Source organism: Chryseobacterium sp. JM1 (genome assembly GCF_000737715.1).
Classification (GTDB): domain Bacteria; phylum Bacteroidota; class Bacteroidia; order Flavobacteriales; family Weeksellaceae; genus Chryseobacterium.
In genome coordinates, this window is the sequence record NZ_JPRN01000015.1 from 51,290 (window position 1) to 75,364 (window position 24,075).

Sequence of the window (24,075 nt, forward strand, 5' to 3'; positions counted from 1 at the left end):
TCCAAAGATAAGGTAATTTTGTCATGCAATAACGCACAAACAATTAAAATTTAAAACATCATGGACAAAAAAGATTTCAGTTCAAAAGACTTTCACGAAACATTTGCAAGACCAAAGTACGTAAAACCCAGCCATTTGATTCATAAAAATGTAGAAAATGCAGGGGAGCACAACCAATTTTCAACAGAAAGAAAGCACCCGGTTTTCTTTGTAGACCTTCCAAGTAAAAATGTAAGTATGACGATTGGTGGATTAACTCCGGGACAGCAGACCAACAGACACCGTCATACCTATGAAACGGTACTGTATGTAATCGAAGGAAAAGGATGGACAGAAGTAGAGGACGAGAGAGTACATTGGGAAGCAGGAGACGCAGTTTATATTCCTTCTTGGGCTTGGCATAAACACCAGAATCTTAGCGATACAGAATCTGCAAAGTATTTAGCCTGCGAAAATGCTCCACAGCTTCAGAACTTAGGCGTTGCACTGAGAGAAGAAGAAGGAAGAGACCTTTAGAATTCGAAGGTTAAGATCAAGATTAAGTCTAAGGATAAGATTTAGGGGTTAGGTGGATTCAATTTAAGATTCAGAAGAATGCTTTGATCGGCTTCATTCATATCCAACCAAACACTTTTTAAATAGGAAATAAAGAATTTTCCCTAATCCCTAATCCCTAATCTTTATCGTCAGTTATCATTTAATTTAAAAAAATAAAACATGAAAAATGTTCCATTCAAAGGCATCATTGCTTATCCCATTACGCCTTTTGACCAGAATGAGAAAGTAGATATTCCTCTTTTTAAAAAACTTGTAGAAAGACTCATCGTTTCAGGAAGCCACGGAATTGCTCCGCTAGGAAGTACAGGAGTAATGCCCTACCTGTCTGATGAAGAAAAAGAAGCAATCACAGAAGCCTCTATACAGCAGACTAAAGGAAGAGTACCCACATTGGTAGGGGTGTCAAATCTTACCACAGAAAAGACTGTTCATCATGCTCAGTTTGCAGAAAAAGCTGGTGCTGATGCTGTGATGATCATTCCCATGAGCTACTGGAAGCTGACAGATGACGAGATCGTAGCCCATTATGATGCTGTGGCCAGTAAGATTTCAATTCCTATCATGGCGTATAACAATCCGGCAACGAGTGGAGTAGATATGTCTCCGACACTTTTGAAAAGGCTTTTGGAGATTTCCAATGTTACCATGATCAAAGAAAGTACTGGAGATATTCAGAGAATGCATTATCTGAGAAAAGAACTGGGCGAGGAAACTGCCTTCTACAACGGATCCAATCCATTGGCGCTGGCTGCATTTACTGCCGGAGCAAGAGGCTGGTGTACTGCGGCACCCAACCTGATTCCTGAACTTAATGTTGGTTTGTATAAAGCTATTGAAGAAGGAAATATGGAGAAAGCACAGGAAGTTTTCTACAAACAGTTTGATCTTTTAAAATTCATCGTGAATAAAGGCCTTCCAAGGGCTGTGAAAGCTGGTCTGAATATTTTAGGAGAAGAAGGTGGAAGCTTAAGAAGCCCGCTGAAACCTCTGTCCGAAAAAGAAACGGAAGAACTTAGAAGTATCATTAAAACCCTTGTCAATTAATCAATTTCAAGGGATGTGAAAAAATAAAAAAAATGGCGGCTAAGGCTCTCGAAGCCACCAGTTTTTTGATGTCAGTTTAATATTTATGTTGTAGAAAAGTTGGCTGAGGATTTCCTCAGCCAACTTTATTTTATACGACAGCATTTCCTTCTACACCGTCGGAGTTATTGGTTTTAATCCCAGTCAGAGCTGAAGCTACAAAACTGAACAGACTGACTAATTTCCCTGCTTTGGTATCCCAGTAATACGTTTCTTTGGGTTCTACACGAATGATGCTCACATCCGGATCATCTTTTCCGTCAAACCAAGCCTTGGCCATTGGCGACCATTTTTCTTCAATCGTAGCTTTGTCCTTATAAACAGAAGCCTGTCCATAAACCGACAGATATTGAGAATCGCTGTTGTTCATAAAGAAAAGCTGTACGTTCCGGTCATCTTTGATCTCAAAATTCTTATTGCTGGTTGCACTGCTGATGAACCATAGATTTCCGCTATCATCCGTTTCCTGAAGCGTCATAGGCCGGGAATTCACAGGTGTGGTTCCGAGTTCGGTACAGAACATACATATTCTTGCCTTTTCAGACAGTTCCTGGATCTTTTTAATGGCCTCGAGGTGGGTTAAATTTTTTGTTGACATAATATTATATTTTAGTGATTGGAATTTTAGAATAGAAATGCAATACAGCATTTGTTACCTTGTTTAGTTCAAAAATCTAACCAAAAAGGATATTACTGTAAAAAACAGCCATTAAAAATCTCAGTTTTACTATTGTTCACAAAATGATTTGAATGAAGATCAGTATAGATTTAAGACTAAAAAAAGACTTGTGCTCGTCAGAAATAATTATTTTTGTTGGTAGAACCTCTTTCAAAAAGGAATTCTAACCATTTCAATACGATAAAATCTGATGGAAAACTACGCGGTCATTTTAGTGATCATGGCATTAATGATCGGGATATCCGGTTTGGCGGGTAAAATAAAGATCCCGGTACCAATGCTGCTTTTAATTGTCGGCATTATGATCGGTTTTGTTCCTGCAATGCCTGAAATTGAGATCAATCCCGAGATTATTATGCTGCTGTTTCTGCCACCGCTTTTGTATGATGCGGCCTTTAATATTTCTTTTCAGCAGTTTAAAACCAATATCAATACCATCGGCACATTAGCTATCGGGCTGGTGTTTTTAACGACAGCCGGAATTGCAGTTATTTCGTATTATTTAATTCCGGGAATGACCTGGCCATTGGCTTTTGTATTGGGTTCTATTCTGTCCGCTACGGATGCTGTAGCTGCCGTTGGGGTCACAAAAGGATTAGGCCTGTCTCACAGAACCATGACGATTCTGGAAGGAGAAAGCCTGATCAATGACGCTTCAGCTTTGGTTGCATATCGTTTTGCAGTAGCGGCAGTCACCGGAATTACCTTTGTTACGTGGAAAGCCTCACTGGAGTTTTTTGTCGTTTTGGGAGGCGGTCTTTTAGTGGGTTGGGTTATTTTTAAAGCATTGGCTCTTACCATCGGTTTCTTTCGTAAAGATGCCATGGTGGTGAACAGCTTGATTCTTCTCATGCCCTTCGTTACTTATCTTATTGCAGAACATTTCGGAGTATCAGGCGTGATTGCGGTGGTTGTACTCGGTTTGGGAATGTCTAAACTGAGCAGAAATAAATTTCCTGATCACGTAAAAGAGCAGTCCAGAAACTTCTGGGACATCATTATTTTCCTTCTGAATGGGCTGATATTTCTATTAATCGGTCTTGAGTTTCCGATTATTCTTAGAAAAATGGCTCATATCCAAGTCTGGACTTATGCCGGATATGCTGTCATTATTGTACTGGTGACTTTACTGATCAGAATGGCAAGGGTTTATTTACAACAGCTTAATCTTCAGAAAGCCTTTCAGGGAAAAAGAAAAATCAGTGAAGAAGCTTTATTTGACTCTAAAACAAGTTTTATCATTACCTGGTCGGGAATGCGTGGAATTGTTTCATTAGCCATTGCGCTGGGTCTTCCGGCCACATTAAATGACGGCGAGCCTTTTCCATTACGCAGTGAAATTGTCTTTTTATCCATAGCGGTTGTGCTGATCTCGCTTTTAGGACAGGGACTTACCTTACCGTGGATTATAAAAAAACTTAAATTATAATCATGCAGATTTCTCCTCCGAAACAGTTGGCCAACTACATCAAACACTATATCTTCTTAGAAAATCCGGAAGATATGACTAAAAATCTGCGCTTATTTGCTGATGGAAATACAGGCTTAATCATCTCTGCGGATATGAATATGCGCGACGGGCAGGATAGCAATCTGCCTTTATCCTTTTTTTATGGACAGCCTACAAAGTATAAAGATTTGAGTACAAAAGGTCAATTTTCCTTATTGGCAGTCGTTTTTCAGCCTTATTTTTTCAATCTGCTGTTTGATGTGGCTGCTAAAGACATTAAAAATGAAATCGTTTCGGCTTCGGATATTTTAAAAGATCAGTTGCTGCCATTTCAGGAAAAGCTGGATAATAAAGAAGATCCGCAATCCATAATAGCGGCCCTGAATACCTATTTCATGAAGCTGATCTCAACAAAAAACAATCCGGACTCATGGCTCATGAAGGTTCAGCAATATATGCTTCAAAACAAGGGAGCTTTATCTCTGAAAGAACTGGAGCACTTCACTGGATATTCTGAGCGCCATATTGAAAGAAAGTTTGATGAAAATATCGGCATATCCCCAAAAAAATACAGTACCATTATCCGTCTTCATCATTTTTTAAGTCTGATGAAAAACAGCACAGATCAGAACAGCATCGCCAGTCTTTCCTACGAAGCGGGATATTCAGACCAATCCCACCTGATCAGGGAATTTAAAAATACAATCGGATTGACACCCGGTCAGTATCTGAAAACAGAAAATAAACTGGCTGTCAATTTTATCGAAATTCCGTTTACCTAGCCAATGTCGGTTTTGTACAATCTTTGGATGTTTGTGCCTGTTAGCTTTGCAGAAAAAAAAGAATGGACAATCTTAAAGTTTCAACCGCACAGTTCGAAAATAAAAGCGGTGACAAAGAATACAATCTATCCGTCATAGAAAAATTAGCTGCAGAAGCCGCTTCAAAAGGCTCACAGGTCATTGTTTTTCATGAATGTTCAATTACAGGCTACACTTTTGCCCGAAATTTAACCAAAGACCAGCTTCTGGATGTTGCAGAATTCATTCCTGATGGGAAAAGCATTCAAAGATTGCAGCAAATCGCGACAGAGCATGATATTACTGTTTTGGCAGGGTTATTCGAAAAAGACGAAAATGATCATATTTTCAAAGCCTACGTTTGCGTAGATAAAACCGGACTGAAAGCCAAATACAGAAAACTTCATCCATTTATCAATCCACATCTGACGCCCGGAAACGAGTATTGTGTTTTTGAGATTCATGGCTGGACATGTGGAATCCTGATCTGCTATGACAACAATATCGTTGAAAATGTAAGAGCTACGAGGCTTTTAGGGGCAGATATTATTTTTATGCCGCATGTGACGATGTGTACACCTTCCACAAGGCCGGGAGCCGGTTTTATAGATCCTGAATTATGGAAAAATAGAGTAGCTGATCCTACATCGCTTCGTCTGGAATTTGACGGAATGAAAGGGCGTGACTGGCTGATGAAATGGCTGCCCGCCAGAGCTTATGACAACGGAATTTATGCTGTTTTCTCCAATCCGATCGGGATGGATGATGATCAGCTGAAAAACGGATGTTCAATGATTATTGATCCTTTTGGAGATATCATTGCGGAATGCCGTTCGTTCGATGACAGTTTTGAAACTGCTGTTTTTACTCCTGAAAAGCTTACTCAGGCCGGCGGAAGCAGATATGTAAAGGCAAGAAGGCCGGAACTGTATCGTGACATCTTTGGTATGGAACATCATTCTGAGCAGAAAGTGGTTTGGATGAAGGATAGTGCTGTTTAGTTGGGAAGCTGGAAGAGGGAAGATATTTTTGTCAAGGTTTTAAATCTTGACAAAGGTATTCCCCGAAACTGTCTTAGAATATTTTACCAAATGAAAAATTTAATAAAATAGAAATGTAGTTGTTTTAAGACCTCAATAACTTCCATCCTCCCTCTTTAGTCTTCCTTACTTTATCAATCCCTGAAGATCAGTCCAGGCACCACCATTATGCACATGCTTAAATCCTCTTTCTTTTAAAATATTTTCAGCTTTTACGCTTCGAAGTCCGTGGGAGCATACTGTGATATACGTTTTTTCACGATCCAGTTCAACATATCTTTCTCTGATGGTTCCCAAAGAAATATTTACTGAGCCTTCAATATGTCCCATTTCATATTCTTTTTCGGTTCTTACATCAAGAATGACAGCTCCTTTTTTTATCAATTGATCCAGGCCATCATCTAAAGTCTGATATTTGTAAACCCGGTATAAGACATAGATGGTAAGTGCTGCTCCGCAAAATATCAGTATCGTTTTCATAGTTTACTTAGAATTTTGCTGTCAATATAAAAAGTCCCGAAAGGAATAAAACATGCCAGAATCACTTTCCAGGTGGTTTCCTTAAATTTCCAGTGCTGCTCAACACCTACACTTAACGTATTAAACAGGAAGAGAAGAAATAAAGTTCCGTGGATCGGCCCCATCATCTTAACAAGCGCAGGGTTTCCAAGCCAGTATTTCATGGGAACGGCAACGAATACGAGGGTCAGCAGAGAGATTCCCTCCAGAATAGCCAGAATTCTCAGGCGTCCGATTTTTGTTTTTAATAAATGTATCATAATTATCTGAAATAAGGTCTGTTAACAAAAGGAGAAAACGGCCAAGGAATCGCTATAAAAATAACAGCAAGGGCCACTGTGAACCATATAAGCATCGTTTTGAATTTTTTCCGGTCTGTAGGTTTTCTTTTGGCTAATGCGGAACCAATCGTAATCAGTACAATAGCGGTAATCATAAGGGAAATGTGAATCAGTCCGAAGAAAAGCAGGTCCAGAGATTCTTTGGCTTCACTGAAATTCTTCCAGAAATACTTAACGATTGGACTTTTAACATAGAGAATAATCCCTAATATCAGCTGGATATGAGCAATCGTTGCCGTCCAGTGTCTGACTGAGTCATCTGTTTTGGTAAATGTTTTATGATGAAAATATCCTCTATAGGCTCGCCATAAGGCATAAACAAGACTTAATAAAACGATCCACCGGAATGTGGAGTGCAAAAAGGTAAGGGTCTGGTACATGGATAACTTTTTTGAACGCACCAAAGATAGAATAAAAACATACTAACTAGTATGTTTTTTGGAGAAAAATTATTCCAATGATTGAAAATAATTCTTAAGTCCTTTTAAATAAATAAGATACACAGATTTTGAATTCTCCAGTTTTCCTAAATTTCTTACACCCCAATACCCGGACATCACAAAAATCGCAACTTCTTTGGCGTCTACATGTTCTTTTACGGAACCTTCTTTCTTTCCGTTTTCGATACAGGTGATCATTGCATTTTCCCAACGTTCTGCAAGCTCGTTCAGTGCTTTGGTGAAATCCATATGCCAGGGAGCCATTTCCTGGGTTAAATTGGAAGTAGGGCATCCATATTCAACCTTTAGAAGATCATTTTCCATTAAGATCCCGTAGACCAGCTGATAAATACTTTCTAATGGATGATCCGTGTTGTCGAGAGGCTCAATAAAAGTGCTTTTGAAGTTGGTTTTAAGAAGTTCATTGATGATAGCCAGTCCCATTTCGTCTTTCGTTTTAAAATGATAATAAAAGGCCCCTTTTGTCACCTGTGTAGTGGCAATGATCTCATCAACGCTGGTGGTTTTATATCCTTTCACATAGATCAGTTCAAAGGCTTTCTGGAGGATATTCATACGGGTGGCTTCCGATTTTTTCATTAGGATAACTGGCTTTATTGCAAAGGAACGGAATTTTTGTTCAAAAAAACAAACTATCACTATTCTGATAGTTTGCTAGAATTTAACTTATTTTTATAATACGATAATTCGTCGGAAATTTGTCCTGTCAAAACTCAACAAAATTTTAACGCAATGAATTATCAAAAAGAAATACAGATCAAAACGGAACCTGCCATCAAAAGCAAAGGTCTTCCGGCAGCCTTGTGGGCACTAACCATCAGTGCATTTGGAATTGGAACTACAGAATTCGTGATTGTGGGACTTCTTCCTACGGTAGCAGGAGATCTGGGGATCAGCATTCCGTCAGCAGGGCTTTTGGTAAGTCTCTATGCCATTGGAGTAGCAATAGGTGCTCCGATACTGACTGCATTAACGGGAAAAATTCCAAGAAAAGCATTACTCGTATCCATCATGCTTTTATTCGTGATCGGGAATGGACTGGCTTCTATTGCTCCAGGGTTCATCACATTAGTTATGGCCAGGATTCTGACCGGATTTGCTCACGGGGTTTATTTCTCCATCGGCTCAACCATTGCGGCATCACTGGTTCCTGAGGAGAAGAGGGCAACAGCAATTTCAATCATGTTTGCCGGTCTTACCCTTGCGATTGTCACCGGAGTTCCACTGGGAACTTTTATAGGACAGCATTTCGGATGGAGAGCCACTTTCATAGGAGTTTCTATTCTTGGAATCATAGGTTTAATAGCGAGTATGCTTTTGGTGCCGAAAAACCTTAAAAGCGACCAGACGGCCTCTTTAAAAAGTCTTCCCAAAGTATTTGGAAACAGACGTATGATCTTTGCCTTTTTAATGACAGCCATGGGATATGGAGGAACATTTGTGGTATTTACCTACTTATCTCCGATCTTACAAGAGATCACAGGGTTTCAGGAATCTACAGTAACTTTTATCCTTCTGATTTACGGAATTGCAATTGCGTTAGGAAATCTTTTAGGTGGGAAAACGGCGAATAAAAATCCTTTACAGGCACTTCTCTGGATGTTTGCTGCGCAGGGAGTGGTATTGCTGGCCTTTTATTTCACAGCAGGTAATCAGATCTTAAGTATTATTACCCTGTTTCTTTTAGGTGGATTATCGTTTGCATCTGTACCGGGACTTCAGCTTTTGGTGGTGCAGATTGCAGAAAAAGAACTTCCGGGAACTGAAGATGTAGCGTCGGGGATCAATATTGCAGCATTCAATATAGGAATCGCGATTGGATCTTATACCGGAGGTCTTATTGTAACATCTTCATTGGGGTTGGCCAGTACACCGTGGATCGGAGCTTTATTTTTAGTAGCGACTGTGCTGATCACACTTTACAGTATCCGTTTAAGTAAAAATCAAAAATAATTTTTCCAGTTTTTATATTTTCAAGGACTGTCCGCTATTGGGCAGTCTTTTTATTTTATGTATTCAGCCTTAATCAGAAATTAAAATCTGCTTTATTCGCCAGATCAGCGAGAAATCAAAATGAAATAAATTCTATATTTTCAGGTTTTGGCTAAAGTCGTTAAATGTTTTTCCTTGGTCAGATGGGCTGAAGCCCATCTCTATTGAATGGATATTTAGAAGCTTATATTTCATGAATCTCAGAATCTGTAAATACGAAAAATTTCCCTCCTTTAGGGATGTTTTTGGTATCCAGTCCTGTGAATTCACTGAATGCGGGAAGCAGTAACTGTTTATCCGTCTGAACATAGCATGGAAGTCTGATGTTCTTTACGGCAGAATTAAGGACAAAACCCGGATGAATGTGCCCTGTAATCTGAAATTCCGGCAATGTTTTGTCAAAATCATGGATAAAAGTAAAGCCTTCGATGGTTAGAATTTCGGATTTAAAATTTAAACATAATTTCTTTTCCAACGAAGCCGATAAACGGTCATGATTTCCTTTAATCAGATAAAACTGAAGATTCGGATACTGGTTTCTCCAACTGCAGAATTCATCCACATCCGAGTTATCTCCGGCATGAAGCAGATCCCCAACGACAATGAATTTTTCCGGCTGAAAATATTCAATCAGAAAAGAAAGTCTTTCCAGATCACTTTTCATGATATGGTTGGCCAGAGCAATTCCGTTTTTCCTGAAATGGGCGGTTTTTCCAATGTGAAGATCTGATAAAATCAATGCTTTCTCCTTTTTCCAAAATGCAGCGCGCTGATTGGTCAGGGTGAAAACTTCATTGTTGACGGTGATATTTTTAACTGCGATATTCAATTTTTTTTGTAAAATGTATTGATGTAAAATGTATTAATGAACCTGAAAGATGATAAAGAGAAGTGTTATATTGTGACATAGAGCCCGAATCTCGCAACAAACTCATCACTCATAATTTATAACTTTGAACTCTAAAACTCTAAAACTCTAAAACTCTAAAACTCTAAAACTCTAAAACTCTAAAATTAAAACCCTCTTTTCCTCGCCTGTTCCACCATCCGTTTGATTCTCGTATCCAGACTTTCACTCGAAAGCGTCTGCCTTAGACTGTCTACTTTGATAGGGAAGCTCAGTGGAGTAAAGGTATGGGAATATTTTAAAATGATTTTTGATTTTTCAATTCTTTTAAAAGCTTCTACCAGCCGCGGTTCCTGAAGCTGCATATTGAAAACTTCGGTGTAGGCTTGTCTGACAAGGAAATGATTCGGATCATAATCTTCCAGAACTTTAAAAATAAGTCCCGCTGAACTTTGCAATGACTTATTCGAGCGTTGTTTTCCTGCGTAATTCTGAATCACCATTCCGGAAATCACAGCTATGTCGCGGAATTTCCTTCTTGCCATTTCTGCGGAATTGATACTGGCGATGACATCATTCATGAGGTTTTCGCGGGTTAGAATTTGGTTTAAATTATCTTCGTTCAGAGGTATTTCCTTGTCGCTGAAAAGTTCAAAACCATAGTCATTCATAGCCATGGAAAAAGAAATCGGGGCAAGCTTTGAAATACGGTAAGCGATCAATGCAGCCATTACTTCATGAACCAAACGTCCTTCGAAAGGATACATGAAAAGATGGTAACCTTCTCGGTTTTTGATGAGTTCAACGAGAAATTCATCCTCTTTGGGAATGTGTGAATTTTTTTCCTGACTGGCCAATAACGGATGCAAAAATTTCAGTTCCTTTTCTGAAGCTTTCGGGTTTAAGGCGTGGGATAGCTTTTCTCTTAAAAAGTGGCCTAAATTAGAACTCAAAGGCAGTCTTCCACCCAGATAGCTTGGAGCTATTGCCTTTCCTTTTGCAGCGCGAACGTAGACAGTCATATCCTTGATCATCGCAACTTCAAGGGTTCGTCCGGCCAGAATAAATTTTTCTTCTTTTTTTAGTTTTGAGATAAAATATTCTTCCACCATTCCGATATAACCACCGGAAATAAATTTCACTTTCAGCATGGCATCACTTACGATAACGCCCATATTCATTCGGTGGAGCATGGCAATTTTTCGTGAAGTGACTTTATACAAACCGTCTTCCATGATGACGATCTTATGGAATTCTTCATAGCTTTTTAAAACACTTCCACCAATGGTCAGAAAATCCAGGATACTTTTCCACTCTTCACCGGTCATTTCCTGAAAAGCAAATACTTTTTTGATTCTTTCAAAGGTTTCTTCGGGATAAAATCCGTCACCGACCGCCAAGGTCATCAGAAACTGAACCAATACATCAAAACACAAAACCTGGGGTTCACGAGGCTCGATTACCTTCTGTTTCACGGCTTCTTTCAAAGCAGCCACTTCGATCAGTTCGAGAGAATGGGTAGGAACGCAGTAGATTTTGGAGGTTTCAAAAGGGGAGTGGCCACTTCGCCCGGCACGCTGTAAAAATCTGGCAACTCCTTTAGCAGAACCGATTTGAATCACAGTGTCAACAGGTTTAAAATCAATTCCAAGATCTAAAGAAGAAGTGGAAACGACAGCTTTCAATTTTCCGGCACTTAAATTTTCTTCGATCCAGATCCTTAGATGGGCATCAATGGAACTGTGGTGAATCGCGATCTGGCCTGCAAAATCAGGATAGGCATCGAGCAAAAGCTGATACCACATTTCACTTTGACTCCGGGTATTGGTAAAAACGATCGTAGATTTTGAATCCAAAATAATGGGAACGATTTTATCGGCTAATTTGGCCCCCAAATGTCCGGCCCACGGCAGAATATCCAGTTCATCCGGAATAACCGGAAGGATGTCTATTTTCTTATGTTCTTTAGCGGTAATCTTTGTCTTTTTGATGTCGTAGGGAATTAAAACATCCATTGCTTCATCCAGATTTCCTATGGTAGCTGTGATTCCCCATATTTTCACTTTTGGAACATATTTTCTTAGCTGAGAAATGGCCAGTTCGACCATGACACCGCGTTTTGAACCTAACAGTTCATGCCATTCATCAACAGCGACACATTTCAATTCCTGAAAAAATCTTGTGTGGTTTTTCTGGCCTAAAAGCAGATGAAGACTTTCAGGAGTGACAACGAGGATTTCAGGCATATTCCTGATCTGCTGTTGCCTTACTTTCTGGTCTGTATCTCCGTTTCTTACGCCAACGGTCCAGTCGAGGCCAATTTCATCCATAGCTTCCTGCATCGCTTTTGCAATATCTTTGGACAGGGAACGCAGGGGAGTGATCCAAATCATTTTCAATCCTTTCTTGTAATGCTCAGGATGATTCATAAAGTCTGAAACCAGCGCCAGAAAAACTGAAAATGTCTTTCCGAATCCTGTAGGTGCCACCACCATTCCGCTGTATCCGCTGCCGAATTTCTGCCAGGTGTCGATCTGAAATTTGAAAGGGGAAATGCCTTTATCAGCCATCCATTGCTGAATGACTTTGAATCCGTCGCTATTTTCAAATGCTTTCAAATTATTGAATCAGTTTTTTTATTTCTTCAAGTTCGTCTATTTCTTCTACAGTTTTGTCTTTCCGCCATCTTACAATCCTCGGAAACCTCAGGGCCACACCACTTTTATGCCTGCTGCTGAAACCAATACCTTCAAATGCAATTTCAAAGACCAGTTCAGCTTTTACCGTTCTTACCGGTCCGAATTTTTCAATAGCATTTTTGTTGACAAACCGACTGACTTCCATAATTTCTTTATCGGTCAGTCCCGAATAGGCTTTGGCAATCGTCACCAGAGTATCTCCGTTTTTTACGGCGAATGTGTAATCTGTGTAGTAAGCGCTTCGTCGGCCACTTCCTTTTTGGGCATAAATCAGGACTGCATCAATCGTGAGCGGGCTGACTTTCCACTTCCACCAGTCGCCTTTTTTTCTTCCGGAATGATAAGGAGAATTTTTCTGTTTCAGCATAAGACCTTCGCTGTTGATGTCCCTCGAGCCTTCCCGTATTCCATTCAGGTCTTCCCATTTTTCAAACTCAATAACCTGAGAGAGTTTAATATTTTGAGGAGTTTCATTCAGCAGTAATTCTTCCAGCATGGCCCGTCTGGCTGCGATGGATTTTTCGCGGAGATCGGTTCCTTCCAGTTCCAGAAGATCATAAACGAAGACTTCAATCGGAATGTCTGCAAGCATTTTTTTAGTTAAAGTTTTTCTGTTTAACCTTTTCTGTAATTCATTAAAATTTAAAACATTAGAATCCTTTACCGCAAGTATTTCTCCATCTAAAACAAAGTTCCCTTTCATAGCCTGTACGGTATCCCTGATTTCCGGAAACTGATCAGTTACGAGTTCTTCGCCTCTCGACCAGATAAAGACTTCATCATTTCTTTTAATGATCTGTCCGCGGATTCCGTCCCACTTATATTCGATCTGCCAGTCTTCAGGATTTCCAAGTTCTTCCAGTTCTTTTTCAAGCGGATAAGCCAGGCAGAAAGGATAGGGTTTTGAATTATCCGGATTGATATTCTCAGCTGAAATCAGTTCCTGAAATGAAACTTCTCCGGGTATCCATTTTCCCATCAGACTGTGCATTAAAGTACTGGATTCCTGAGATGAAAATTTGGTGAGGGCATTGATTAACGTTTTATCTGACACGCCGATTCTGAAACTTCCGCCCAATAATTTATTAAAGATGAGACGTTCTGTATAATCCAACCCATCCCATGACTGCAGTACAAATTCTTTCTTTTCTGTTTCTGATTTATCCTTCAAACTGATAATATCTGCCATCCATTGCGAAAGGGTACGGTCAATTTTTTCCGAAGGCGGAGGAAGAATCAGGGAAATGGTTTCGCCCAGATCTCCCACTGAAGAATAGCTTTCCTGAAATAACCAAAACGGCAGTTTTGTGATCTCAAGCGCCCATTCTTTCATATAATTGGTGTTGACATTTCTTTTAGGTCTTTTCCCCGTAAACAATGCAATAAACCATACTTTATCCTCATCCGGAGCGCGTTCCAGATAATCGATAATGGCATCTATTTTTGCATTGGTCTTATTGGTCGTTTCCAAAGCATTGATTAGATCTGCAAAATGTTTCATGGCTCAGGATTTTCAATGATTTCTTTTTCAGATTCTTCTTCGTCTTCACCAAACAGGGTTTCTACGACATCGGATTTGATACCGATTTCATTTAAATATTTTGAGAAGATTTCGGTCTGTCCGTGCGTAACATGTACAATCTCGGCTTCTGTAGCTTTTACGGCCTGTAAAAGTCCTTTCCAATCGGCGTGATCGCTCATGGCAAATCCAGCATCGGCACTGCGCCATCTTCTGGCTCCGCGTACCTGCATCCATCCTGAACAGATCGCTGTTGCAGCATCCGGTATTTTTTTAATGATATTGCTATCCAGTAAAGCCGGAGGAACAATAACAATTTCGTGCTGGACTTCTTTTGGATTCTCCTTAAAATCAGCGATTTTGTATTCCGGAAGGTTGATGCCTACAGACTCAAAAGCTTCATTGAGTCTACCAATAGAATTGTGAACATAGATTTTTCCTAAGCCCTCCACAGCTTTCATAATTCGCTGAGCTTTTCCCAACGAATATCCGATGAATACTGAGGTTTTGGAGTTTTCCTGATTTTTAAGCACCCAGGTCTGAAGTTTTTTATTGAGATCAGGAACGTCCAGCCAGTTGTAGATCGGCAGTCCGAAAGTACTTTCCGTCACAAATTCATTGCATTTCACCAACTCAAATGGAGTACTCAAACCATCTTCCTGTACCTTATAATCTCCTGAAATAACGGTAACATATCCTTTGTATTCCAGTCTGATCTGAGCTGATCCGATGATATGTCCGGCAGGATGCAACGAAACTTTTACACCGTTCATCATCACCGTTTCCCCATATTCAACGCTCTGGCACTCGATGTCTACTCCAATCCTTTGATACAGAATTGGTTTTGTATAATGATGGCAAAGGTATTTTTTCATTCCCCAGCGGGCATGATCGGCATGTCCGTGTGTAATAACGGCGAGATCAACGGGTCTCCAGGGATCGATGTAAAATTTTCCCTGCGGACAATAAATGCCTTTTTTTGTGAATGTGATTAATTTCAATGGTGTGATTGGTTTATATTTTACATTCAAAAATCCCACCAAATTGGAGAAAGTTAATGATTTTATAAGAGTTTACTCAATTAGAACTTAATTTAGCCCCTTTTCAGATTTGTTTCACTGTAATTAGGATTTCGAAAAAAAAATATCGTGTTTTAAAAAGGAAATATAATGCGACACATTCTGTCGTTACGCGGCTATATCTTCGCCACAATAAGTTAAAGGTTAAAAGCTTACGTAAAACAATGCCTATTTCACGGCAAAAATATTAATATAAAATATGGGGAAAACCCTGATGTCCCGAAATAACATTTTGTTTTAAGTTTATCACCGAAAATTCAACAATTAATACAAATGCCTATGAAAAAAAATTATTTAGGTGCATTTATAATATGCACTTTATGGAGCTTACACGCTCAAGAAGTCGTTTGGCAAAAGGACATTAAATCCGGTACACAGGATTTCCTCAGCCAGGTCACCACGACTATAGACCAGCAATACCTGATAAGCGGAAGCTCAATCTATCCTTCGAAAAGCCCCGGGAACAGCCAGAGTTCAGCATCTAATGGCCAAAAGCAAAACAACGGCTACGATTTTCATCTTGTCAAACTTGATCAGCAAGGGAATGGGATGTGGGAAAAATATTTCTCCGGAAATAGCCATGATTATCTGTCAGCTGCTGTAGCTACCCAAGAAGGAGGGTTTCTTCTTGCCGGAACATCCTACTCAGGAAAAGGTCTGGATAAAAAAGACAATTCCAAAGGCGGCTCCGATATATGGCTAATCAGGCTCAATGAATTTGGTGACGAACTTTGGCAGAAAACAATTGGATCGCAATCTGATGAAGAAGCCAGATCCGTTGTACAGACCACAGACCTTGGATTCTTTGTTGCCGGTAACGTCCAAAATCCATCCAAAGGTTACGGTTCAAAAGATGTTTTGATCATCAGGCTGGACAAAGATGGAAAAGAACTGTCCCAATCTATTTTAGGCGGAAAGGGACTCGATGAAGTGGAAAAAATGATCCCAACTATGGACGGAGGTGTATTGTTAGGGATATACTCGAGAAGTAATATTGGCGGTTCAAAGAAAACCGAAAATTTTGGTGAAGGAGATTATTGGATCATAAAACTGTCAAAAGACAATAAAGTGGAATGGGAAAAGAATTCTGGTGGAAAAGGCGATGATCATTTAAGGACACTTGCTTTAACATCAGAAGGATATCTGATCGGTGGGGAATCAAGATCTGAAAGATCAGGGAATAAAACTGTTGGAATTGAAGAAGGAACAGATCTGTGGCTTATTTCTTTAAATGAAAGGGGAGATGATATCTGGCAGAAGTCTTACAATTTAGGTAACCGCGATATTTTGATGGGTATGAGTGCACTTCATTCAGCCAATGACAAATCTTCGAAAGGCTTCCTTTTAGGCGGCTACACGCAGGCTGAAGAAAAAATCGAAGCAGATGATGAAACTTTTTGGCTTCTCTATATTGATAAGCTAGGGAATGAGACATGGAGGGAATATGTGAAAGGAAATTCCCGAAAACAAGAAGAAAGACTCTCGGATATCAAACTGAACCGGGACGGCTCTATTATCCTCGCAGGAACCAGTGGGGAAGAACTCGGAAAGGAAAACTGGAAGATCGTGAAACTTGGAGATAAACAGCTTGATCAGCTCATTGAAAAACAGGATATCAAGATCTACCCAAATCCAGTGTCCGACTATGCTTATGTAGAAATAGGTCTCGATTTCAGGGAAGCGGATATCATCCTGTATGATATGGGCGGAAGGCAGCTTCAGAGTTTGAAAACTAAGAATAAGGTGACAAAAATCAATACCCAGAATTTGATTCAGGGGGCTTATCTGGTGACAGTCAAGACAGATAATAATAAAACAGCAAGTGCAAAACTGATTAAAAAATAAACACAAATGAAAAAATCTTTAACACTAGCTGGAATTGCCTTTTCAGCACTGATATATAGTCAGGGTAATAATCAGGATTATACGAAAAATACAAATGATGCAGGGAAGAATATTTCTAAGATATTACCTACATCCCCACAATCATTTAAATTCAGTCAATATGGAAATATTCCCATTGGAATGTTTACGGGAGCCCCTAACATTAATATCCCTATTACGGAATTGTCCATAGACGAAGTTAGTATTCCCATTTCTCTAAATTATTCTTCCAATGGAATTAACGTCGATGAAATGAATGGAGCTGTTGGCTTGGGATGGACCTTTCTTTCGGGAGGAGTAATTACAAGAACAATAAGGGACAAACCGGATGAAGACAGCAGTTACAACAGTGGTGATGTTCCATTATTAGAAAACGCAGCTACTCAAATGACAGAATATCTGAAATTCTGTGAAATAGACGATTTTGATTCCGAGCCGGATCTGTACACCGCCAATTTTGCAGGTAATAATGTGAAATTTCTGATCAATAAAGCCGGGAATATCTTTATGATTGATCAGAAAGACTACAAAATTAGAAGGAATGATAATGGAAATCTATTTTCAATTATTTTAGATAATGGCGTACGGTACAATTTTAATGCGGTAGAGCATGTCCTGAACAGAACTCTGAATACGGGTGAGCATCAGCCGCCTTTACAATATCCGCAATCCTGGTATTTAACCTCCGTGGTTACTGTCACTGGGGAAACTCTTACTCTGGAATATCAGGATGTATCTTATGCCAATACTATTTCTCAGTCTCAGAGTATGACCTATACGAAAGGGGTGCAACAAAAGTACGGAGGTCTAGATGCAGACTCAAATGGAATCCGTTACTGTCCAGTATTTAATTATACGTTGCCACCAGATAATATCGGCCTTATAGCAGATTCCCAGCAGGAAGTATCAGGAAAACAGATCAAAAAGATATATGACTCTAAAAATAATTCCATTGAGTTTACCTATTCAACTCAAAGCGAGGATTATTCAAAACTGACAGGTATTAAAAAATATCATAATGATTTAGTAATAGACGATGTTACCTTGAATTATCTGACTACAAATTCTTCAAGATTATTTCTCACAGAGATTCGTAACAATAAAAACAATTCTTCACATAAGTTTTCATATTACAATCCAGCGAATTTCCCGTCAAGACTAAGTTTTTCCAGAGATATGTGGGGCTATTATAATGGAATGAGCAATAACACTCTTGTACCTCAGATATTTAGAGTTGATGATCCATTGGCACCCGTTTATAATGGAGCTATTCAAGGTGTCAGTACCCAGGTTGGGTATTATGGATTATTAAAGAACATCATCTATCCAACAGGAGGAAACACTTTATTAAACTATGAAAATCATATAAAAAAAGAGAATGTTCTGGTGCCGGCACCAAAAATAAATGTAGGAATTTCAACGCATACCTCAAATACGTACTCCACATCGAATCAAATTATCATAACTCCCCAAAAAACAGGGCCGGTAGAAGTAAGGATTGCCAATTATCTGTACCCCTATGGCACATGCCAGAACAGCCCTGACCTTGATACGGGAAAACAAAAAGGCAGTGTAGAAGTATTTGATATGGCAGGGAATCTTATAGGAAATGCAGATTCTTCCTTAGGAAACAGCAGTACAATTTTTGTGAATGTTCAAAAAAACCAATCCATCAAAATTGTTTTAACAGCTATGTTTGCCTGCTGCGATGCATACGCGCAGATCTATTATTATAACGAAGACGATAAATATGTTTTACAGGATGTACTTTTGGGTGGCTACAGGATTAAATCAACCGTAGATACCCCGAATGACGGGCTCCCGGTTACCAGAAAGTATAATTATGTCAATGATCAGGGAGAATATTCCATTCATCAGACCCGGGAGCCTTTGTTTAAGGAAGACAGAAATGCCGGTTCCACATGCGCAGGGTCTCTTGCCAGCGCACAAACCCTTCTTTTTAATTATACCGCGATTACTTCGTCAAATATCGGAAGATTATTTTCCTCCAATCCCAATATCTTTTATGATACGGTGGAAGAAGAAATTGAAGGGAAGGGAAAAATTATTCACCATTTCAGTGCAGTTAAGGATTTCTCGGGTAGTCTAATCAAGGGAAGTCCAATTATATCAGCTCCGTGGACCAATTTTGGCTGGAATAACGGAAAAGAAATCCTCACCGTTTATAAAGACAACGCCAATACCACGTTAAAAAAAGTAGAGTATAATTTTGCAGAAGATGCCTCCAGAACATCATACATGGGAGCTATAAGTCGGCGTAAGTTGTTTGAACCGGTTTTAATGAATAGTACCTGGAATGACTTTGAAAATTTAGATGCTGTATACTATAAAAATATCAGCCGTTTTACCTATCTGAAAAACCAGAAAACAACTGATTATTTAAATGGTGTTCCTATTAAAACGGAAACAGAATATTTTTATACTAACCCTGCACATTATCAGCTCAGCCGCCAGAAAACTACTTTTCCTGATGGGATAATTAATGAAACGGCATACAACTATGCCCATGAGAAAAACAACCCTCTTCTGATCAGCAGGAACATGGTAGGTATTCCATTGGAAACCACATCCAGCCAGACTGAAGCAGGCTCCACTAAAATGCTGTCCAAAACAGAAATCATTTATCCACAGTCGCTTCCAAATACAATTTCCGGCAATTTTGCACTTCCTTTATCTGAAAAGTCTTACGATATATTAAGTCCTACAGTATCTGCTACCGATGTGACTTATGACAGGTATGATGATAAAGGTAACCTACTTCAGTACACTACAAAGGAAGGGATACCTGTAGTTTCCTATGGGGGTATAACCAAACGGAGCCTATTGCAAAAGTAGAAGGCATTACCTATGCCGAAATAGAGGCTAACCTGCCATGGATGGCCACAGCTTCAGATGCGGATGCAGCAGACCCGGCCCAGGAAGCCAATCTTCTTGATACCTACGAAAGATTCAGAAAACTGGTTATCCTGAAAGATAAGCTGGTAACTACCTACACCTATGATCCAATGATTGGGGTTACAAGTATCACCCCTCCATCCGGAATCAGGGAAATTTATGGGTATGATACTGCAAACAGGCTGAAAGAAGTAAAAATACGCGAAAAAGACACCAGCGGAAATTATACCTATAAAACCGTAAAACAGTTTAGCTACAATTACAAACCATAAAACACAGATCATGAAAAAAACATTAATATTTAAAATGCTGTCTGTACTCTTTCTGCTCCTGGTAGCAGGGCTAGAGGCACAGACTTCCACAGAAAACTACGTACAGTCCAAAACCTGTTTCAATGGGGACTGTAGCAGCAGGGCCGAAACGGTCACCTATTTTGATGGCCTTGGAAGGCCAAAGCAGATCGTAGGGGTAAAAGCTTCTCCCCTGGGAAGAGATGTGGTTACCCACATAGAATATGACGCTTTTGGGAGACAGATCTATGATTTTCTTCCCGTTCCCCAGCCAGGAACACAGAATGGAGGTATAGTGCCTTTGTCATTAGCTAATGCCACCCAGCCGGATATTTACGGACAAGAAAAAATCTTTTCTGAAAAAGTATTTGAAAACTCTCCGTTAGACCGGATTTTGGAGCAGAAACATCCAGGAAATGCGTGGAGCACTAAGCCTGTTCGATTTGAATATGGTGTCAATATAGGAAATGATGTATTTCAATTTATCACTACTACCGTTCCGGAAAATAATGCTACAAAATCCAGCGTAAGTTTTTCATCTACCTATGCAGCAGGCCAGTTATATAGAAATGCTGTTACAGATGAAGATGGAAATAAGACCTATGAATATAAAAACGGAAAAGGACAGACCATTTTATCAAGAAAAATGCTGTCCGGTGCAGAATATGCAGACACTTATTATGTTTATAATGAATACAACCAACTGGCATTTGTCATTCCCCCTAAAGCCGTCAATCAAGCCATAACCGAAACCTTATTAAATGAATTGTGCTACCAATACCGCTATGACGGGCAAGGCAGGCTGGTGGAAAAAAAGCTTCCCGGCAAGGGCTGGGAATACATGCTCTATGATAAGCAAGACAGGCTTGTAGCCACCCAGGATGCTGAACTAAGGAAAAAGAGCCAATGGCTGTATACCAAGTATGATAAATTTGGGAGGGTTGCCATTACGGGATTAAGTAAAGGCGGGGCCAGATCATACGAACAGGCACTGGCAGACCTTCAAAACTCAAATAATGTAGAAAGGATTGGGACTGTTTTTTTTAACAGGCAGGGAATGGATGTTTATTATAATAATCCTGAAGGGACTTATCCCAAATCGCCTGCATGGGTTAGCTTATTGTCATTAAACTACTACGATACCTATCCACCTGACGCACCGGGCGTACCTCTAATTGTGGAGGGGCAGTACACACTGGCGCAGGAATTGAGTGCTTCGGATGATGCTTCTACCAAAAGTTTGGTTACTGCCTCTTATGTGAAAAACATAGAAGACGACAAATAGACCAAAACCTACAGCTATTACGATTCCAGCGGAAGGATGATAGCCACAAAATCCACCAATCATTTGGGTGGCTATACTGACAAGGAATTTAAACTGGATTTTGCCGGAAAAACAGAATCTATCATTACCCGGCACAAAAGAAGTCCCACTGATGGTGATTTGAAAGTAAAAGAAAGGTTTATCTACGACGACCAAAAAAGACTTCTGAAACATTACCATACCACAGAAAACTACCAGGAGGAACTTCTTGCTGAGAATACCTATAATGAGCTGGGCCAGCTTGCCAATAAAAAAACGGGAAACACCTCGGGAACGCCGTTGCAGTCTGTAAATTATGGGTATAATATCAGGGGCTGGCTCACGAACGTGAACGATCCTTCCAATCTTCCCGGACAGCTCTTTGGGTATGAACTCAAATACCAGAACCCCGGACTTTCACAATATGCTAAGTTCAACGGCAATATTTCGGAAATCACCTGGAGGACAATGGGTACAGATGATGCCTTAAAGAGATATACCTACAGCTATGATGTACTAAACAGGATGAGGGCTGCCTATTATCAGGAACCTAATGCTACTGCCCCCTTTAATAAGCTCTATAATGAGGAACTGGATTATGATTTGAACGGAAACATTATCAATCTCAAGAGAAATACCAAGGGTCAAAACCTTACACCACTTTACATAGACAACCTGGAATATATCTATCAGGGGAATAGAATGGTATCTGTAAAAGATAAGACAGGGAACCCCTCAGGCTATATTGGGGGCGGAAATGCCATTACCTACGATCTGAATGGGAATATGACCAATCATTTGGATAAAGGGATAACGGCTATCTCGTATAATTTTTTAAATTTGCCTAATGAGGTAAAGTTTCCGGATCTCAAGAACAGGCTTATGTTTATCTACCGTGCAGACGGTGTAAAGCAGAAAAAACTCTACAGGTTCTTCAATGCACAGGGAGGGATTACGGTACGAAATACCGACTATCTGGATGGCTTTCAGTATGACCAGGAGGGAAATAGCATAACGCTCCAGTTTTTCCCTACCAGCGAAGGCTATTATGATTACCAGAAGAAAAGGTATGTCTACAATTACGAAGATCATGTAGGAAATATAAGACTGGCTTACTATTGGGATACTGTTACCCAAGATGTTGCTATAGACCGTGAAGCCAATTATTATCCTTTTGGGTTAGAATATGAAGGTTTTAACACAACCCAACTGCCTAGCTATAGATATGGATATAACGGGAAAGAACTACAAAAAGAAACAGGTTGGAATGATTATGGAGCAAGAATGTATATGGCTGATTTGGGAAGATGGGGAGTAGTAGATCCGTTGGCAGAAATTTCAAGAAGGTGGGGTACTTATACTTATGCGTATAGCAATCCTATTCGATTTATTGACCCAGATGGTATGCAAAATTATGATGTTATAATGTCAGGGGATCTTAAAGATAAAGCATTTGAACAACTTCAAGCAAAATCAGGCAATCTTGATTTACAAATGAATTCAAAAGGAAAAGTTACTGGAAGTATTAAAAGTGGTGCGACAGCAACAGCGGCTGAATTAAAATTATTGGAAGCAACAGTTGATTCTTCTGTTATGGTTAATTTAGACGCAACAAGTGCAAATAGTATTGATAATACACCGCTTTTCGGGGGGGCTTTTGGTGGAAGTGAAATAGATGATAATGGTATTGTTCAAACAAATCAAATTATGAATCCTAATCAAGCAGAAATAATTGAAAATGCTATTGGAAGGCCTAAAGGAGGAACAGTGTTACATGAAATACTTGAGTCTTATATAGCTGGAAAAAATAATCCCGGAGCACCTGGGTTTGGAATTGGAGGGGATTTGAGTGAAAAGCCATATCTTGATGCACATAATGCAGCAAACAAATTAGATCCTTCGCATAAAAATTATACCATATCACAGACCACAGACTCCGTGGATGTGATTATCGGAGGTACTAAATTTGGAACAGTGACGAGTTATATTAATGTAACAAAAACAACACCGCTAATTAAAAGCAATGGAGAACCACATAGGAGAAAGACGGTGACAAGCGTTACTAAAGTTCCTGTTGCAACGGCAAAAGACGTAAGAATAAGAAATTAAAAAATAATAAAATGAAAAAAATAATGTTTATTCTAATGCTCATTTTAACTTCATTTCTTTATGCTCAACAAGAAAATGAAGTAAGAATTAAAAAAATAATTGAATTTGAAAAATCTTATGTTTTTAAATTTAAAAATTTGAAGACAAGAAAGATAGATTACTTCTTTTCTTATAAAAAAGATACTTGTGATAATGGTGTAAAAATATATAAGGGTAAAAAATACAATATTATGATGTTTCGAATTACTATTCCTCATCAAAATGATGGAAATACTTACATGATGGGTGTAGATGATTTTATTCTTCCTTCAGGTCACAAATTGTATTTCTCTGAATATGTCAGAGGTTTGTATGTTTGTCAATAATGAGATATGGTAGGTGGTAATCAGGGTAATGTTCCAAAGTTATTGATTGGATAATTTATATAATTAACTTATTGAAAATCAATTCTAAAATTAAAATAGCGAGGGTAGGTTATCCTGCTCTTGCTTATTTTAGCCGTTAAA

21 protein-coding genes are annotated in these 24,075 nt (G+C 39.3%); 12 read left to right on the forward strand and 9 right to left on the reverse strand.

Annotated elements, in window-relative coordinates; genetic code table 11:
* Positions 1 to 60 precede the first annotated feature (60 nt).
* Positions 61 to 516, forward strand: a complete 456-nt coding sequence (locus IW22_RS19950; RefSeq protein WP_034730275.1) for a cupin domain-containing protein — start codon at positions 61 to 63, stop codon at positions 514 to 516.
* 201 nt (positions 517 to 717) lie between these two features.
* Positions 718 to 1,602 (forward strand): dihydrodipicolinate synthase family protein, encoded by an 885-nt coding sequence (locus IW22_RS19955; protein ID WP_034730278.1) that lies wholly within the window; start codon positions 718 to 720, stop codon positions 1,600 to 1,602.
* A gap of 130 nt (positions 1,603 to 1,732) precedes the next feature.
* Here the strand turns inward: IW22_RS19955 and IW22_RS19960 are convergent, their stop codons facing one another.
* On the reverse strand, positions 1,733 to 2,239 hold the full coding sequence (locus IW22_RS19960; RefSeq protein ID WP_034730281.1) for a pyridoxamine 5'-phosphate oxidase family protein: 507 nt from the start codon (positions 2,237 to 2,239) through the stop codon (positions 1,733 to 1,735).
* 271 nt (positions 2,240 to 2,510) lie between these two features.
* Between IW22_RS19960 and IW22_RS19965 the strand changes: the two genes are divergently transcribed.
* The 3 genes from IW22_RS19965 (at position 2,511) to IW22_RS19975 (ending at position 5,571) form a co-directional block, all read left to right on the forward strand.
* A complete protein-coding gene (locus IW22_RS19965) occupies positions 2,511 to 3,749 on the forward strand; it encodes a Na+/H+ antiporter (protein WP_034730285.1) in 1,239 nt (412 codons plus the stop codon).
* Between the two features lie 2 nt (positions 3,750 to 3,751).
* Positions 3,752 to 4,552, forward strand: a complete 801-nt coding sequence (locus IW22_RS19970; protein WP_034730287.1) for a helix-turn-helix domain-containing protein — start codon at positions 3,752 to 3,754, stop codon at positions 4,550 to 4,552.
* Positions 4,553 to 4,614: 62 nt separating this feature from the next.
* On the forward strand, positions 4,615 to 5,571 hold the full coding sequence (locus IW22_RS19975; protein WP_034730289.1) for a nitrilase family protein: 957 nt from the start codon (positions 4,615 to 4,617) through the stop codon (positions 5,569 to 5,571).
* A 165-nt stretch (positions 5,572 to 5,736) separates the two neighbouring features.
* Here IW22_RS19975 and IW22_RS19980 read toward each other — a convergent pair whose 3' ends face one another.
* The 4 genes from IW22_RS19980 to IW22_RS19995 all read right to left on the reverse strand — a co-directional run bounded on the left by IW22_RS19980 (position 5,737) and on the right by IW22_RS19995 (position 7,510).
* Positions 5,737 to 6,090 (reverse strand): rhodanese-like domain-containing protein, encoded by a 354-nt coding sequence (locus IW22_RS19980; RefSeq protein WP_034730290.1) that lies wholly within the window; start codon positions 6,088 to 6,090, stop codon positions 5,737 to 5,739.
* Positions 6,087 to 6,389 (reverse strand): DUF3817 domain-containing protein, encoded by a 303-nt coding sequence (locus tag IW22_RS19985; protein WP_034730291.1) that lies wholly within the window; start codon positions 6,387 to 6,389, stop codon positions 6,087 to 6,089. The genes IW22_RS19980 and IW22_RS19985 overlap by 4 nt, the downstream gene beginning before the upstream one ends.
* Before the next feature lie 2 nt (positions 6,390 to 6,391).
* Positions 6,392 to 6,850 (reverse strand): hypothetical protein, encoded by a 459-nt coding sequence (locus tag IW22_RS19990; protein ID WP_034730292.1) that lies wholly within the window; start codon positions 6,848 to 6,850, stop codon positions 6,392 to 6,394.
* Between the two features lie 69 nt (positions 6,851 to 6,919).
* A complete protein-coding gene (locus tag IW22_RS19995; protein WP_034730293.1) occupies positions 6,920 to 7,510 on the reverse strand; it encodes a TetR/AcrR family transcriptional regulator in 591 nt (196 codons plus the stop codon).
* Positions 7,511 to 7,663: 153 nt separating this feature from the next.
* On the opposite strand from IW22_RS19995, the gene IW22_RS20000 reads away from it, so the two are divergent.
* Positions 7,664 to 8,884 (forward strand): MFS transporter, encoded by a 1,221-nt coding sequence (locus tag IW22_RS20000; protein ID WP_051891318.1) that lies wholly within the window; start codon positions 7,664 to 7,666, stop codon positions 8,882 to 8,884.
* A gap of 223 nt (positions 8,885 to 9,107) precedes the next feature.
* Here IW22_RS20000 and pdeM read toward each other — a convergent pair whose 3' ends face one another.
* The 4 genes from pdeM to IW22_RS20020 form a co-directional block, all read right to left on the reverse strand.
* A complete protein-coding gene (pdeM, locus tag IW22_RS20005) occupies positions 9,108 to 9,752 on the reverse strand; it encodes a ligase-associated DNA damage response endonuclease PdeM (protein ID WP_034730294.1) in 645 nt (214 codons plus the stop codon).
* A 185-nt stretch (positions 9,753 to 9,937) separates the two neighbouring features.
* Entirely contained in the window at positions 9,938 to 12,388 is a 2,451-nt protein-coding gene (locus tag IW22_RS20010; RefSeq protein WP_034730295.1) for a ligase-associated DNA damage response DEXH box helicase, read from the reverse strand.
* A gap of 1 nt (position 12,389) precedes the next feature.
* The gene (locus tag IW22_RS20015) at positions 12,390 to 13,970 is read right to left on the reverse strand and encodes an ATP-dependent DNA ligase (RefSeq protein WP_034730297.1); all 1,581 of its coding nucleotides are present in this window, start codon (positions 13,968 to 13,970) and stop codon (positions 12,390 to 12,392) included.
* Positions 13,967 to 14,989 (reverse strand): ligase-associated DNA damage response exonuclease, encoded by a 1,023-nt coding sequence (locus IW22_RS20020; RefSeq protein WP_034730299.1) that lies wholly within the window; start codon positions 14,987 to 14,989, stop codon positions 13,967 to 13,969. The genes IW22_RS20015 and IW22_RS20020 overlap by 4 nt, the downstream gene beginning before the upstream one ends.
* 357 nt (positions 14,990 to 15,346) lie before the next feature.
* On the opposite strand from IW22_RS20020, the gene IW22_RS20025 reads away from it, so the two are divergent.
* From IW22_RS20025 to IW22_RS20045, 6 genes are read left to right on the forward strand one after another with little or no spacing between them, the layout of a single operon-like run.
* Positions 15,347 to 16,912, forward strand: coding sequence for a T9SS type A sorting domain-containing protein (locus tag IW22_RS20025; protein ID WP_034730373.1), 1,566 nt, complete (start codon positions 15,347 to 15,349; stop codon positions 16,910 to 16,912).
* A 6-nt stretch (positions 16,913 to 16,918) separates the two neighbouring features.
* The gene (locus IW22_RS20030; RefSeq protein ID WP_034730301.1) at positions 16,919 to 19,807 is read left to right on the forward strand and encodes a hypothetical protein; all 2,889 of its coding nucleotides are present in this window, start codon (positions 16,919 to 16,921) and stop codon (positions 19,805 to 19,807) included.
* 41 nt (positions 19,808 to 19,848) lie between these two features.
* On the forward strand, positions 19,849 to 20,139 hold the full coding sequence (locus IW22_RS20035) for a hypothetical protein (protein ID WP_034730303.1): 291 nt from the start codon (positions 19,849 to 19,851) through the stop codon (positions 20,137 to 20,139).
* A 10-nt stretch (positions 20,140 to 20,149) separates the two neighbouring features.
* Positions 20,150 to 21,442, forward strand: coding sequence for a DUF6443 domain-containing protein (locus IW22_RS23820; protein WP_051891320.1), 1,293 nt, complete (start codon positions 20,150 to 20,152; stop codon positions 21,440 to 21,442).
* A 36-nt stretch (positions 21,443 to 21,478) separates the two neighbouring features.
* A complete protein-coding gene (locus tag IW22_RS23825) occupies positions 21,479 to 23,569 on the forward strand; it encodes an RHS repeat domain-containing protein (protein ID WP_051891321.1) in 2,091 nt (696 codons plus the stop codon).
* An 11-nt stretch (positions 23,570 to 23,580) separates the two neighbouring features.
* A complete protein-coding gene (locus tag IW22_RS20045) occupies positions 23,581 to 23,934 on the forward strand; it encodes a hypothetical protein (protein ID WP_034730306.1) in 354 nt (117 codons plus the stop codon).
* Positions 23,935 to 24,075: the final 141 nt, after the last annotated feature.

Bases quoted from the DNA above. Each gene is read 5' to 3' on its own strand.
- IW22_RS19990 (WP_034730292.1), bottom strand. From the start codon at position 6,850: ATGTACCAGACCCTTACCTTTTTGCACTCCACATTCCGGTGGATCGTT.
- IW22_RS23825 (WP_051891321.1), top strand. From the start codon at position 21,479: ATGATAGCCACAAAATCCACCAATCATTTGGGTGGCTATACTGACAAG.
- IW22_RS20045 (WP_034730306.1), top strand. From the start codon at position 23,581: ATGAAAAAAATAATGTTTATTCTAATGCTCATTTTAACTTCATTTCTT.
- IW22_RS19960 (WP_034730281.1), bottom strand. From the start codon at position 2,239: ATGTCAACAAAAAATTTAACCCACCTCGAGGCCATTAAAAAGATCCAG.
- IW22_RS20035 (WP_034730303.1), top strand. From the start codon at position 19,849: ATGGCCACAGCTTCAGATGCGGATGCAGCAGACCCGGCCCAGGAAGCC.
- IW22_RS19985 (WP_034730291.1), bottom strand. From the start codon at position 6,389: ATGATACATTTATTAAAAACAAAAATCGGACGCCTGAGAATTCTGGCT.
- IW22_RS20030 (WP_034730301.1), top strand. From the start codon at position 16,919: ATGAAAAAATCTTTAACACTAGCTGGAATTGCCTTTTCAGCACTGATA.
- IW22_RS19995 (WP_034730293.1), bottom strand. From the start codon at position 7,510: ATGAAAAAATCGGAAGCCACCCGTATGAATATCCTCCAGAAAGCCTTT.
- IW22_RS20025 (WP_034730373.1), top strand. From the start codon at position 15,347: ATGAAAAAAAATTATTTAGGTGCATTTATAATATGCACTTTATGGAGC.
- IW22_RS19950 (WP_034730275.1), top strand. From the start codon at position 61: ATGGACAAAAAAGATTTCAGTTCAAAAGACTTTCACGAAACATTTGCA.
- IW22_RS23820 (WP_051891320.1), top strand. From the start codon at position 20,150: ATGAAAAAAACATTAATATTTAAAATGCTGTCTGTACTCTTTCTGCTC.
- IW22_RS19975 (WP_034730289.1), top strand. From the start codon at position 4,615: ATGGACAATCTTAAAGTTTCAACCGCACAGTTCGAAAATAAAAGCGGT.
- IW22_RS19965 (WP_034730285.1), top strand. From the start codon at position 2,511: ATGGAAAACTACGCGGTCATTTTAGTGATCATGGCATTAATGATCGGG.
- IW22_RS20000 (WP_051891318.1), top strand. From the start codon at position 7,664: ATGAATTATCAAAAAGAAATACAGATCAAAACGGAACCTGCCATCAAA.
- IW22_RS20015 (WP_034730297.1), bottom strand. From the start codon at position 13,970: ATGAAACATTTTGCAGATCTAATCAATGCTTTGGAAACGACCAATAAG.
- IW22_RS19970 (WP_034730287.1), top strand. From the start codon at position 3,752: ATGCAGATTTCTCCTCCGAAACAGTTGGCCAACTACATCAAACACTAT.
- IW22_RS19955 (WP_034730278.1), top strand. From the start codon at position 718: ATGAAAAATGTTCCATTCAAAGGCATCATTGCTTATCCCATTACGCCT.
- IW22_RS19980 (WP_034730290.1), bottom strand. From the start codon at position 6,090: ATGAAAACGATACTGATATTTTGCGGAGCAGCACTTACCATCTATGTC.